The following is a 13,154-nucleotide window of genomic DNA, read 5'->3' as shown; positions in this document are numbered from 1 at the left end:
CCTGGCCGGTGGGCTGATCACTGGCTGACCTGCTGCTGGTCGAGGAAAGCCTTGGCGCTTTGCGCCGGTGTCAGGTCGAGCCGCCGCAGCAGTTGGGCGTTGAGGGCGACGACAACCGTGGAAGCGGACATGAGGATCGCGCCGATGCTCATCGGCAGCACGAACCCGATCGGTGCCAGGACGCCCGCGGCCAGCGGGACAGAGATGAGGTTGTAGCCGGCGGCCCACCACAGGTTCTGCTTCATCTTCCGATAACTCGCACGGGACAACTCAATGACTGAGAGGACCGAGCGTGGGTCCGAGGAGGCCAGGATCACCCCTGCCGAGGCGATCGCCACATCGGTGCCGGCGCCGATGGCGATGCCGACATCAGCCTGGGCCAGGGCCGGTGCGTCGTTGACACCGTCGCCGACCATCGCGACCTTGCGCCCCTCGTCCTGCAGTTCGGCGACCTTGGCGGCCTTGTCCTGCGGACGGACCCCGGCGAAGACCCGGTCGATGCCCAGTTCCTTGGCGACGGTGTCGGCCACGGCCTGGGCGTCCCCGGTAATCATCACGACCTGCGCGCCGGCGCCGTGCAGCGCGTCGACCGCTTCTCGTGACTCCGGACGGATCTCATCGGCCAGGCGCAGCGCACCTATCACCTCACCGTCAGCCAGGACGTGCAGGATGATCGCACCCTGGGCCCGCCAGTCCTCGGTGACCGGCAGCTCGCTGACACCGTGCTGCTCCAGCAGGTAGGGGCCACCCACCTCGATGACCGTGCCGTTGACGTTGGCTTTCACTCCGACGGCCGGGGAGGAAGAGAAGTCTGAGGCGGCCGAGACCGTCAACTCCCGGTCGTGGGCCGCGCCGAGGATCGCCTTGGCCAGCGGGTGCTCACTGTCGGATTCTGCTGCCGCGGCCAGCGCCAGAACCTCTTCCTCCTTGCGCCCAGTGACTGGTTCGACACTGGTGACGGTGGGCTCGCCCTTGGTCAGCGTGCCGGTCTTGTCGAAGAGCACGGCGTCGACGGTGCGCATCGACTCCAGGGCGAGGCGATCCTTGATCAGGACCCCACCCCGTGCCGCGCGCTCGGTCGCGATGGACACCACCAGCGGAATCGCCAGGCCGAGGGCATGCGGACAGGCGATCACCAGCACGGTGATGGTGCGCACGACCGCCGAGTCCGGCAGACCCATCAGCGACCAGATGGTCGCGGTGACCACCGCGGCACCCAGGGCAAACCAGAACAGCCACGCCGCGGCCCTATCGGCGATCCGCTGGGCCCGCGAGGAGGAGGCCTGGGCGTCGGCGACCAGCTTCTGGATCCCGGCCAGGGCCGTGTCCTCACCAATAGCCGTGACCTCAACCCGCAGCCCGGAGTCGGTGGCCACGGTCCCCGCGACCACCTGCTCACCGTTCCCGCGACGTACGGTCTTGGACTCACCGGTCACCATCGACTCATCCATGCTCGCCGAACCGTCGACGATCCGCCCGTCTGCGGGGACCGAACCGCCGGGGCGGACCAGCACGACGTCCCCGACCACCAGATCGCCCGGGGCCACCTTGACCAGCTCTTCCCCGGAGACCTTCTCGGCCTCATCCGGCAAGAGTGCCGCCAGTGAGTCCAACGCTGAGGTCGTCTGGGCCAGGGAACGCATCTCGATCCAGTGACCCAACAACATGATGACCACCAGCAGCGCCAGCTCCCACCAGAAGTTCAGCTCGTGATCGAGAACGCGCAGGCTGGCGCCCCACGAGGCCAGGAATGCCACCGTGATCGCTAAACCGATCAGCAGCATCATGCCCGGCTTACGGCTGCGGATCTCTTGCACCGCGCCCGTCAGGAAAGGCTGACCTCCCCAGGCATACACGACCGTGCCCAGCACAGGCGAGACCCACCAGACCCACCCGCCAGCGGGCAGGTCATACCCCAGGAGGTCCGCGAACATGTCATTGAACCCCACGACCGGCACGGCCAGGACCAGCATGATCCAGAACAACCGCCGGAACTGCCCCACGTGATCACCATGACCGGCGTGACCACCATGACCTGATTCACCATGGGCCTTATGGGCCTCATGGGCCTCATGGGCCTCATGGGAACTGTGCGCGTGGTCGGGGTGATCAACCATCTGTTTTGCGTGGTGAGAATGCTCGTCGTGTGGGTCAGTACGTGGGCCGCTGTGGTGATGAGCGGCACGGTCGGGGCCGTGGTTCTGGTCGTGGCGCATGGCCTTGCTCCTTTCGCATACCTGTCATGGAGTGAGTGCGTTGCCGCGTGCGGGTCCTGCGGTGGGGTCGTACTCGCAGGTGACTATGCGGCCGTGTAGCGGTCGGGGTCGGCGTCGAAGAGGGGACCGCAGGAGTCACAACACAGCCAGTAGCGGGTCCCCCGGTAGTCGCGGTACAGGCCGGCGTCTTCGGCCTGGGCCTTGATGACGGTGGTGCCGACCATGACGGGGCACTCGGCGACGTCCTCTGCGCCGACCTGCGCCAGGTCATCCGCGGAGGGTGCGTGCCCGGCGCAGGACCCCGCGCCGGTGTCGTGATCGTGGTCTTTGTGGTGGTGGGTGGTCATCGTGGTTCCTTTCGGTGGTTTGTTCTCACGCTGGTGTAGCGATGCGGGCGGGCTCGGCAGCGCGGATCGCCCCAGCAGGCGGGGCTGCCTTCGATGTGAAGGTCCGCAACCGCAGACTGTTGGAGACGACGAAGACACTGGAAAAGGCCATCGCCGCCCCGGCGAGCATCGGGTTGAGAAACCCGAAGGCAGCCAGGGGGATCGCGGCGGAGTTGTAGGCAAACGCCCAGAACAGGTTCGTCTTGATCGTCCGCAACGTCCGCCGGGAGAGCCGGATCGCGTCGGCGGCCGCCCGCAGGTCGCCGCGGACCAACGTGATGTCGGCGGCTTCGATGGCCACGTCGGTGCCGGTGCCCATCGCCAGTCCCAGGTTGGCCTGGGCCAGGGCCGGGGCGTCGTTGACCCCGTCGCCGACCATCGCGACGGTCTTGCCCTCGTCCTGCAACCGGGCGACGACGTCGACCTTGTCCTTGGGCAGGACCTCGGCGATCACCTGCTCGATTCCGACCTCCGCGGCGACCTGCTGTGCCACGGTCCGGTTGTCACCGGTGAGCAGCACCGGGGTGAGTCCGAGCTCCTTGAACTGCGCGATTGCTTCTGCACTGGTGGGCTTGATCTCATCGGCCACGACCAGGATCCCGCGCGCGGCCCCGTCCCAGCCGACCGCGACGGCAGTGGCGCCTTGGGCCTCGGCCTCCCGCTTGACCTCGGCCAAGTGCCCATCGAGGTGCTGGGACCACTGCTTCAGCAGCGACTCGCGGCCTACGAGGACGGCGTGGCCCTCGATAACCCCCTGCACACCCAGTCCTTCGACGTTCTCGAAAGACTCCGGGACGGGCAGGTCACCGACCTGCGTGGTGGCGCTCTTGGCGATGGCCTGGGCGATGGGGTGCTCGGAGGCATCCTCCAGCGCGCCGGCCAGGCGCAGCAGTTCGCTGCGGTCGACGCCCTCGGCGGGGACGGCGTCGAGCAGGGTCATCTTGCCGGTGGTGACGGTGCCGGTCTTGTCCAGCACGATCGTGTCGATGCGCCGGGTGGACTCCAACACCTCAGAGCCCCTGATGAGCACGCCCATCTGGGCCCCGCGGCCGGTGCCGACCAGCAGCGCTGTCGGGGTAGCGAGCCCAAGTGCGCACGGGCAGGCGATGATCAGCACCGCCACCGCAGCGGTGAAACCGGCGCTGAGCGGGAAACCCGCACCGATCCACGCCCCGAGCGTCGCAACGGCGATCGCGATCGCGATCGGCACGAAGACCCCGGACACCCGATCGGCCAGGCGTTGGATCTCGGCCTTGCCGGATTGTGCTTCCTCGACCAGGGTGGCCATCTGGGCCAGTTGGGTGTCCGAACCGACCCGGGTCGCTTCGACGACCAAGCGACCGCCAGCGTTAACCGTCGCGCCGGTCACCGTGTCACCCTCAACGACCTCGACCGGCACCGACTCACCGGTCAGCATGGAGGCGTCGATCGCACTGCGGCCGGAGACGATGATCCCGTCAGTCGCGATCTTCTCACCGGGGCGCACCACGAACTGGTCCCCGACACTCAACTCCTCGACCGCGATGCGCTGCTCCCGCCCGTCACGTAGGACCGCGACCTCTTTGGCTCCGAGCTCGAGCAGTGCCCGCAGGGCCGCGCCAGCGCGGCGCTTGGAGCGCTTCTCAAAGTACCGGCCCAGCAGCACGAAGGTGATGACGCCGGCCGCGACCTCCAGGTAGATATTGCCCAGGCCCTCGGATCGGGAGACGGTCAGCTCGAAGGGGTGGACCACGCCGGGCTGGCCGGCGGTGCCGAAGAACAGCGCGACGGCCGACCATGCCAGGGCAGCGGTCGTGCCCACCGAGATGAGCGTGTCCATCGTCGCTGCGCCATGCCGCAGGTTGACCCAGGCGGCTTTGTGGAACGGCCAGCCGGCCCATACGACGACCGGGGCAGCGAGCACGAGCGACGCGAAGCCCCAAAAGTCGAATTGCAGGGCAGGGATCATCGCCATCGCGATCACCGGGACCGCCAGGACCGCGGCGCCGATGAGGCGCTGACGCAGGCGACGCAGCTCGGCATCCTCGGCCGAGCCACCCTCCCCGATCGCCTCCTCGGAGGCGTTCTTGGGTGGGGTAGGCAGGGCAGCGGTGTACCCGGTCTTCTCCACGACGGCGATCAGCTCTTGGGGATCGAGGCCCTCGGGTACGGTGACCCGTGCCTTCTCGGTGGCGTAGTTGACGCTCGCGGTCACGCCATCGACCTTGTTGAGCTTCTTCTCGACTCGCATCGCGCACGAGGCACACGTCATGCCACCGATCTGCAGCTCGATGGCCTTCGACGTGGTGGGTTCACCCGTCGTGGTCATGGTCGCCTCCTTCCTCGTGTCCGGTCCCATCCCCCGGATCCGTCCCAATGGGCACTGCGTCGGTGGTGGGTCCTTCATCGCCGGACCCGGTGTTGTGATCGGTCATCGTGTCCAGGACGAACGGGGCGGTGTGCACTTCTCCGTCTACCTGGAAATCGAGGTAGAGCAGGTACCGGCCCGGGGTCGGGGGGCTCACCTCGAAGGCCACCTCCGGACCTGATGCCTGACCGGGCTGGGGCTCCTCGCCGTGCGGGTGCACGTGCAGGTACGCCAGGTCCCCCTCGCGCAGCGCGACCAGGTGGCCGTAGGCCCCGAGGTAGGGCTCCAGCGTGGTCACCGGCTCGCCATCGCGGGTGACCCGGACCGTCAGCGTGGAGGACGCACCGGCCGCCAGGTCTCCCTCGATCTCGACGTCGTATCCGTCAGTGCGGCCCGTCCGGGCGGGTTCTTCCGCCAACTGAGGAGTGAAGTCCCCGCCGACCTGCACCACGGTCGAAAGGGTGATGCCCTCACCGGTCGCGGTGGGCACGAACTCGGCATACACACGGTGACTGCCCGCCTGACTCCACTGCCACGGGATGGACCACAGGCCCTGGCCATCGCGTTGCGGGTGCACATGACGGAATCCAGCACCGTCGGTGCGGACCACGATCAGGTGCAACTCCTTCTCGTGGGACACGTCGAAATCGGTCACCGGTTGACCGTTCGGACCTTCGATCGTGAGGGTGAGTTCCTGCTCCTCCCCCACCTGTGACGGTGCGGTGACACCGGTCAGCCGGTACCCGCCCGCAGCCAGAGACAGTCCGGTGTCGGTGGTCGCGCTGCCTTGGTGATCGGTTCCCATGTCGTTACCTCCCGCGTGGTCCCCGGCGTGATCGCCGGTCTGCCCCGACCAGGATTGTGCGACCCCATCCGGAACGACCGCGCCCGCCGTGGCGAACGCCACGGCGAACACGGTCGCCAAGGTCAGCCCGTACAGGCCGAGTCTGGCTGGGGCACGCACGGTCAGTTCCGCGCTGCCTGGTACCCGGCCTCGTCCACCGCGGCGATCACCGCAGCGTCGTCAACAGGGCCGCCTGCGGTGATCGCAAGGGTCCCGGTTGAGGCGCTGACGTCGATCTGCTCGACGCCAGGGATCTGGGAGACCTCCTCGCGAACAGCGGACTCGCAGTGCCCGCAAGTCATCCCGGTCACGGCATAGGTCTGAGTGGTGCTCATCGTGGTGTCCTTTCTTGTGGAATCTGAACACCGTATACCCGTATGGGGTATCGCGCAACCTGCACGCCGTTCTGTTGCGGGAGAGGAGGGCCAAGTCGGCATTATGGCCGCGCCGTGCCACTCGACAGCCCCTGCGGGCCCACCGGGATCTAGAGCTCTTGGAGCATCTGCTCCATCTCAGAGATCTCGGCTTGCTGGTCTTCGATGATCTGCTCGGCGAGCTCGAGTGCCTGCGGATTCTCACCGTTCTCCAGTTCGGCCTGGGCCATCCCCACGGCGCCCAGGTGGTGTTCGATCATCAACTCCAGGAACCGCCCGTCGAACTCGGGGCCTGCGAGCGATCCCAGCTCGGTCATGGCCTCCTCCTGGCTCAAACCGTCCATCTGCATGCCACCGTGATCCATCCCACCGTGTTCCGGGGTTGTGTTCTCGCCCCACGCCTGGAGCCAGTAGGTCATCTCTTCGATCTCTGGTCCCTGGGCGGCGGAGATGTCCTCCGCCAGGGTGCGCACCTCCTCGGTGTTCGCGTTCTCTATCGCCAGGTCGGCCATCTCGATGGCCCCCTCGTGGTGGACGATCATCATCTGGGCGAACTCGGTGTCGGCCTCATTGTGTGCCTGGTCTACGGACGACTCCGGGCCGGTCGTCGTGGCCGCAGCCGGGGTGGGGGCCGGTGATGCCGCTTCGTCCTCGGCATTGTCTGCGCAGGCGGTGAGGGCAAGGGTGAGGAGGCCAGCGACTGCGACCGTGGTCACGCGGGGTGCAAACTTCACGGGGGTCCTTCTTCATCGGCGGGTTTAGGTCACTCCCGAGTCAACAGGCCGAGACAGGCACCGACCGCACCGGCGACCCAGACCTTCATCAACTCTTCATGGAACGGGGTGACTGTGCCGCCGAGCGCGTGGGTTACCGTGTTCAGAGCTGCTCCGGTCCGGGCCTGCGACTGATCCCGTGACCGATCCGGATCAACACAGTGCCGACCCGGCCGCCCCCGCGGTGTCCCAGCGAGGCGTTGCTCCGCGCTCCCAGAAAGGTGTGTCTGTTGCGCCACTTGCGCGTCCCCGCAGTTGTTGTCGTTGGCTTGATGGTCGTTGCCGGCTGCTCCTCGCAGACTCAGGTTGCCGACAACCAGATCCTCAGCTCGCACGCACTGGCGGGGATGGAAGTGACCGAGATCATCGAGCACCTGGATCAGCTGGACGTCGAGGATCGTCCGGCGGACCTGATGGCATCAGTGCGCGTCGATGAACTGCAGCTCTCGGCCGGGACCGAACAGTTGAGCCTCGACCTTCCCGAAGACCGCTTCTACCTCTCATTCGCGCCCTACGTGAACCAGACCCACGAGTGCTACTACCACAGCCTCACCACCTGCCGAGGAGAACTGAGCAACGAGGACGTCCAAGTCACCGTCACCAACGATGCAGGCGAGGTCGTGGTCGACGAGGAACTAACCACGTTCGACAACGGATTCGTGGGCCTGTGGTTACCTCGTAACCTCCAAGGAACACTGCGCGTCTCGGCCGAAGACGGCACAGGGCAGGTTCCGGTCTCGACCGGAACTGACGACCCCACGTGCCTGACCACGATCCAACTCACCTGAGGGCGGACCTGATGCGCGCGCCTAACCGCGCGCACGTCCTACTTCGTGCTTGAAGACTGCCGGGCCCCAACTTGTGGCTCAGGCATCTCCGGGCAGGGCGTAGGCCGCGAGGAGAGTTGCGCGCAGCATCGGTCCCGCATCTTCCGGCTCGAGTCGTCCGGCAGCGATCTCGTTGGCCGCACCGTGCATCAGCGCGTGCATCGTGGCCAGCAGCCAATCGACGGGCAGGTCCGCGCGAAACAGCCCTTCGTGTTGGCCGCGCTCTAACAGTCGCTGGACTCGTCCTTCGAGGTCCCTGTGAAGGTCACGAATGCGCCCCTCGGGCAGCTCCCGCTGCGCAGCGGCCAGGAGACTGCGGGACTCATCCACGAGTTTCCAGCTCGAAACGACGAGCCGCCCCAACGCCTCACGCGGATCCCCATCGAGGTCGAGCTGTTCCAGCACCCGGTTGCCACGATGCAGGACATCGGCCAGTGCTGCATCAATGAGCTCTGCCCGGCTCGAGAAGTGACCGTACAGCGTGACCCGGCCCACGCCGGCCGCCTGAGCGATCTGGGCCATCGTCGCGTCCGGGTTAATGCTCAACATCCCCCGGGTCGCCGCCAGGATCGCGGCCTGATTCCGCACGGCATCGGCCCGACGACGTCCTGTCTGCCCGGAGGTGACCGCCCCACCTTCTCCCGGGTCCCCGGCGTGCCCCCTTGCTGGGACCGCTCCACTCGTCACGCGCACACCAACCTTTACTCGAACAGGAATGTATGAGTTAGTGTACCCGTTACCTAACCCGTACACGACTGTTCAGTTTTCACTTCTCATGGGAAGGAGGGGCCATGACGACCTCCACCAGCCAAACCTCCGGACCGACCCCCGACGCACCCGGACCCAATACCCCCTACCCGCGACGCTGGCAGGCTCTCACCGTCCTGGCGATCGCCCAGTTCATGCTGATCCTCGACGTCACCGTGGTCGCGATCGCCCTACCCCAGATGGGAGCCGACCTCGACCTGGGCAGGCAGACCCTCACCTGGGTGGTCAGCGCCTACACACTCACCTTCGGCGGACTGATGCTCCTCGGCGGAAGACTCGCCGACCTGATCGGTCCACGCCGCCTCATCCTTGCGGGCATAGTGGTCTTCACCATCGCCTCCCTCGCCACCGGAGCAGCACAGGACGGCCTCACCGTCCTGGCCGGGCGCGTCGGCCAGGGCCTGGGGGCCGCGATGCTCTCCCCGGCCGCGCTGTCCGTAGTGGTTCGTCTCTTCCAGGGCGACGAACGCAACCGTGCACTGGGAATCTGGTCGGCCCTCGGCGGCGGTGGCGCCGCCGTCGGCGTCCTCGTCGGCGGACTTCTGACTGCCGGCCCCGGGTGGCCGTGGGTGTTCTGGGTCAACGTCCCGGTCGGGATCCTCGTCGTGGCCGTGCTCACCAAGGTGCTCCCCGCACTGCCACCGGTCGACACCGGTGCCCGTGGTCGCGCCGACGCACTCGGCGCCCTACTGGTCACAGCAGCTACCGGCACCGCCATCTACGCCATGATCGACGCCGGCGAGTCCGGCTGGCTTCAGCCACGCACCCTCACCCTGTTCGCGGCCGCGATCGTCGGCTACCTGCTGTTCGCGCTGCGTCAGCGCACCGCCACCTCACCGCTCATGGACCTGAAGTTGCTGTCGCGCCGACCGGTGACCGCCGGGGTGTTCGTCATCGGCATCGCAACCGCCCTCATGGTCGCCGTGTTCTTCCTCGGCTCTTTCTACCTCCAGGAGCTCGCGGACCTCGGACCGCTCATGACCGGGCTGTTGTTCCTCCCGGTGGCCCTGTTCACCATGGCCGGCGCGAACGCCGGCGGCCGGATCATCGGCCACACCGGCGGCCGCAGTCTCGGCGTCATGGGCCTCATCGTCGCCGCGGTCGGGCTCGCCGTCCCAGCCGTCTGGACCAACACCCTCGGGGTCGTGGTCGGGATCAGTCTCGGCGCCGCCGGCATCGGCACCCTGTTCGTGGTCGCGTCGGCCACCGCCCTGGGAAACGTGGCGCCACACGAGGCCGGCATCGCCTCCGGGGTGCTGTCCACCTTCCACGAGTTCGGAGCCTCCCTCGGCGCAGCAGTCGTCTCCAGCGTCGCCGCAGCCAGCCTCGCCGCACAAACCACCACCGGCTACGCCTCGGCCTTCACAGTGGCAGCCATCGCGGCTCTCATCTCAGCCCTCGTAGCCGGCTTCGCCACTCCCGGTCGGTCCCAGGACTGAAACTGGCGCGCCCACAAGTGTTCGATTGCGCAGGGGTCTCGCAGAACCGCGATTCCTATGTTCCAAACATGTGCCGATACCACCGCACGGTCACGGGCAACGGCGGTCCGGTCGAGGGCGCCGACGAGTCACCAACAAGGCAGGCTAGGTAGTGGTTGATGAGGAACTGACCACGTTCGACAATGGATTCGTGGCTGGTGGCTACCTCGTGACCTTGAGGGAACACTGCGCGTCTCCGCATCCGGAGGCACAGGGCAGGTTCCGGCCTCGACCGGAACTAACGACCCCACCTGTCTGACCACGAACCAACTCACCTGAGGGCGGACCTGAGGCGCCTCACCGCGCGCACGTCCTACTTCGTGTTTGAAGACTGCCAGCCCAACGTGCTTAGGTGCCTCTGGGAGGTGTGTAGGCCGCGAGAAGAGCTGCGCGCAGCAGCGGTCCCGCATCTTCCGGTGTCCGTCAAACAGTGAAACTACTTCCTCGAATGCGCCGCTTGTGGAGCGCCGTTCTATCTGTGGTGCGCCGAGTGCAAGTCTCGCGCCCCCACGGACGTCAACGTGGGGCGCAGTGGCGCTCGGCTGATTCCTCGTACGCGGGCACCGGCCGTTCCTGGGCTTCCTCGACCGTCGTAGCCACACCATTGCGCTCGATGTCCTCGAGCAGCCAGTCCATCTCGAAGATCTCCCGGCGTTGGGCCTCGCTGATCTCGACCGCCAACTGACAAACACGCACGTCCTGGATGCCGGCGCGTTCTGCCCGGGTGATCGCCATGGAGTGGTGGGGGATCATCGCGCTCATGAAGGCGCTGTCATCGACCGTCGCCTGGCTGCGGTCCAGGAAGGCACCGCCTCCGAGAAGAAGGAGGCTGACGGCCACGATGGTCAGGTTAGCGCCGGTGTTGCGGTACATGTTCAGCATCCAGCCGAGCATGATCAGCCCCATAGTGCCGCCCATCGTGATGGCCATAAACATGCGGCTCTGACTCCAGCGGATGTGGCTCCACTCATAGGAGCTGACGAACATGACGGCATACATCACCACCATGGCTGTCAGAATCATCGCTGCGAAGCGCAGATACATGCCCATGCCGCGACCGGAGTGGCCCTGCCCGTCCTGTTCGTCACCGCCGTTCTGGTCGCCGATGTGCTCTTCCCGGTTCTCAGCGTGTGCGCCATTCATCGCGTTCTCCTTCTGGACAAGGCGAGGCCGCCCGCCACAGTGCGGCGGGCGAACTTTCGCTTGAGTAGGTCAGCTGATGGAGGCGAGCAACTCATTGCAGGCCAGCTCGCAGGCGCGGCAGGACTCGGCGCAAAGCCGGCAGTGCTCGTGCATGTCGGCGTGCTCGGCGCATTCATCACCGCAGGCTTTGCAAGCAGTGGCGCAGGCCTCCAGAACTGCCCTGGTGAGATTGGCGTCATACCCAGTGTGCCTTGACAGGACTTTGCCAGTGATGGCGCAGATGTCAGCGCAGTCGAGATTGGCGCGGATGCACTTGGTCAGGTCGGCGACCATGTCCTCGCTCAGGCATGCGTCTGCGCAGGCGGTGCAAGCCTGGGCGCACTCGAAACAGGCCTGGATACAGGCGATCAACTTGGCCTTGTCGATGCCACCAAGGTCTTTCGGATAGGTTTCCAGCATCTGGGACACGGTGGTCTGCATGGCTGCTCCTTCCGGGGCCCGCTCGTTGGCCGACGGGGTGTCGGGCACGTCAGAAGGCGCGACCCCTGCTCACGTTACCCATAAGAACGTCGGGGTGTGCAGGCGAAAGGAGAGGATGGCGATGGTCGAAGCCGAGGACCTGCACCCGGTGGACCCACAGCGTGTGGCCCACGCCAAGGAGCGGCTCCCGCACCAGTCCCAGGTCTGATTGTTCTGTTCTGGCAGTCACGGACGGCGGACGCACTACTTTGCCGCATCCGGCGCTAACCGAGTCGTCGCAAGCGACGGTTCCCGCGGGCGGGCAGCGGGCGACCCTAGTAGTCCATGTTGGCGACCATGTCTCGGCGGAAGCCGTACGCGTCGATCAACTTCGCCAGGGTTCCCTCAGAATCGAGATAGCCGACCACCTGAGCCATGAACTCGGCGTCGAACCGCACGTGGAGTCCGGAGTCGATCCACTCCATCGCGTGGGGGATCGTCTTGGCCAGGTATGCGTCGATCTCGTCGAACAAAGCGAAGACGCCTTCGATGTCGGTCTCCGACACAGAGTGGAACGAGAACAGCGGGCTGTCGCGGACCCCGGACAGCCCGACCGGTAGCGCGCCGAGGCCGGGCGTGTGCAGGTACATGGTGGCGCCGTGCCCCTTCTCGAACCCTCCGTGCGAGTAGGGATTACGCCACCTCTCGACTACCTCGGCCAGTCGCTGCCGCAGGCGCACCGCTTCCGGGTCCGTGTGGCCGATCACACGTCGCCACTTCTCGCCCCAGCGGTCTCCGATGATCTTGGTCAGATCGTCCATAGACGGGTCGAAGTCGAGAAAGGGGAGCGCCAGAACGAGGTCGTGCTCCAGCGAACTGACGTAGGCCGAGATCGCAGCAACGAGGTCATGGGACGCGTTCAGCGCCATCACGTTCTTGCCCAGTAGGAAGGACGACCAACTACCGCCGCCCTCACTCGTCCCCCTCTCGTGCACGTCCTCGACCACGGCGGGGTTGGTCGCCCGCTCGCGGAAGTACTCGTACGCCCGGCGCAGTTGCCGGTGCTGGTTCACGACCGTCACGTTGCCGGCGTTGAGCGTCTCGCTCGCCTTGTCGGCCAGCACCGCCTCCACCGTCCGGACAGCCGACACCAGCTTCTTCCGCATCTCCGTCAGCAGGTCATCAGCCTGCTCTTCGGTGAGGTCGCCGCCGATACGCAGCCGCAGTCCGAACTTCTGGTGGGCTAGTTCGCAAGGGAACCCCTTGTAGGTGAACGTCACCCACCACGCCACCTTCTCCCCCGGCCCGTTGTGGCGTATGCCGATGAGGGCCAGGGCATGGCGGAGCAACACCGGGATCGGCGCCTCTTGCGGCGACAGGGTCACCCTGAACGACGGCAGGTCATAGTCGCGCTCGTCGTGCGGAATCGGCGGGCCGAAGTCTCGTAGCGTGGTCTTGGACAAGCGTTCGCCAGATGGTTCTTCCGAGGTTGACACGCATCGAGGATGCCAGAGGGGCGACCGGACCAGCGATCCGATT

The 13,154-nt window shown here is 66.5% G+C and carries 12 protein-coding genes; 2 read left to right on the top strand and 10 right to left on the bottom strand.

The features are described from left to right. Positions 1–17 precede the first annotated feature (17 nt). The 6 genes from MWU75_RS06395 to MWU75_RS06370 form a co-directional block, all read right to left on the bottom strand. Positions 18–2,117, bottom strand: coding sequence for a heavy metal translocating P-type ATPase (locus MWU75_RS06395; RefSeq protein WP_247088960.1), 2,100 nt, complete (start codon positions 2,115–2,117; stop codon positions 18–20). Positions 2,118–2,299: 182 nt separating this feature from the next. After that, positions 2,300–2,563 (bottom strand): hypothetical protein, encoded by a 264-nt coding sequence (locus MWU75_RS06390; RefSeq protein WP_247088959.1) that lies wholly within the window; start codon positions 2,561–2,563, stop codon positions 2,300–2,302. Positions 2,564–2,588: 25 nt separating this feature from the next. After that, positions 2,589–4,910: a heavy metal translocating P-type ATPase gene (locus MWU75_RS06385; protein ID WP_247088958.1), complete on the bottom strand. Its 2,322-nt coding sequence runs from the start codon at positions 4,908–4,910 to the stop codon at positions 2,589–2,591. After that, on the bottom strand, positions 4,894–5,754 hold the full coding sequence (locus tag MWU75_RS06380; protein WP_281496921.1) for a heavy-metal-associated domain-containing protein: 861 nt from the start codon (positions 5,752–5,754) through the stop codon (positions 4,894–4,896). Before MWU75_RS06380 ends, MWU75_RS06385 begins: the two co-directional genes overlap by 17 nt. A gap of 161 nt (positions 5,755–5,915) precedes the next feature. Continuing rightward, a complete protein-coding gene (locus tag MWU75_RS06375; RefSeq protein ID WP_247088956.1) occupies positions 5,916–6,128 on the bottom strand; it encodes a heavy metal-associated domain-containing protein in 213 nt (70 codons plus the stop codon). Between the two features lie 149 nt (positions 6,129–6,277). Next, positions 6,278–6,901 (bottom strand): DUF305 domain-containing protein, encoded by a 624-nt coding sequence (locus MWU75_RS06370; protein WP_247088955.1) that lies wholly within the window; start codon positions 6,899–6,901, stop codon positions 6,278–6,280. Positions 6,902–7,212: 311 nt separating this feature from the next. Between MWU75_RS06370 and MWU75_RS06365 the strand changes: the two genes are divergently transcribed. Beyond that, on the top strand, positions 7,213–7,728 hold the full coding sequence (locus MWU75_RS06365; protein WP_247088954.1) for a CueP family metal-binding protein: 516 nt from the start codon (positions 7,213–7,215) through the stop codon (positions 7,726–7,728). Between the two features lie 78 nt (positions 7,729–7,806). Here the strand turns inward: MWU75_RS06365 and MWU75_RS06360 are convergent, their stop codons facing one another. Beyond that, the gene (locus MWU75_RS06360) at positions 7,807–8,316 is read right to left on the bottom strand and encodes a TetR/AcrR family transcriptional regulator (RefSeq protein WP_247088953.1); all 510 of its coding nucleotides are present in this window, start codon (positions 8,314–8,316) and stop codon (positions 7,807–7,809) included. Between the two features lie 242 nt (positions 8,317–8,558). Here MWU75_RS06360 and MWU75_RS06355 point away from each other — a divergent pair, with 242 nt between their 5' ends. Beyond that, complete coding sequence (locus tag MWU75_RS06355; protein WP_247088952.1) at positions 8,559–9,974, top strand: MFS transporter; 1,416 nt, start codon at positions 8,559–8,561, stop codon at positions 9,972–9,974. Positions 9,975–10,529: 555 nt separating this feature from the next. Here MWU75_RS06355 and MWU75_RS06350 read toward each other — a convergent pair. The 3 genes from MWU75_RS06350 to MWU75_RS06340 form a co-directional block, all read right to left on the bottom strand. After that, positions 10,530–11,156 (bottom strand): DUF305 domain-containing protein, encoded by a 627-nt coding sequence (locus MWU75_RS06350; RefSeq protein WP_247088951.1) that lies wholly within the window; start codon positions 11,154–11,156, stop codon positions 10,530–10,532. Between the two features lie 69 nt (positions 11,157–11,225). Continuing rightward, positions 11,226–11,636: a four-helix bundle copper-binding protein gene (locus tag MWU75_RS06345; protein ID WP_247088950.1), complete on the bottom strand. Its 411-nt coding sequence runs from the start codon at positions 11,634–11,636 to the stop codon at positions 11,226–11,228. Positions 11,637–11,950: 314 nt separating this feature from the next. Then, positions 11,951–13,111, bottom strand: a complete 1,161-nt coding sequence (locus tag MWU75_RS06340) for a hypothetical protein (RefSeq protein ID WP_247088949.1) — start codon at positions 13,109–13,111, stop codon at positions 11,951–11,953. Between the last annotated feature and the right edge of the window lie 43 nt (positions 13,112–13,154).

This window comes from Ornithinimicrobium sp. F0845 (assembly GCF_023015765.1).
GTDB lineage: Bacteria > Actinomycetota > Actinomycetes > Actinomycetales > Dermatophilaceae > Ornithinicoccus.
Note: the sequence above shows the minus strand (reverse complement) of the source record. Positions and strands in the feature narration are given on the sequence as shown.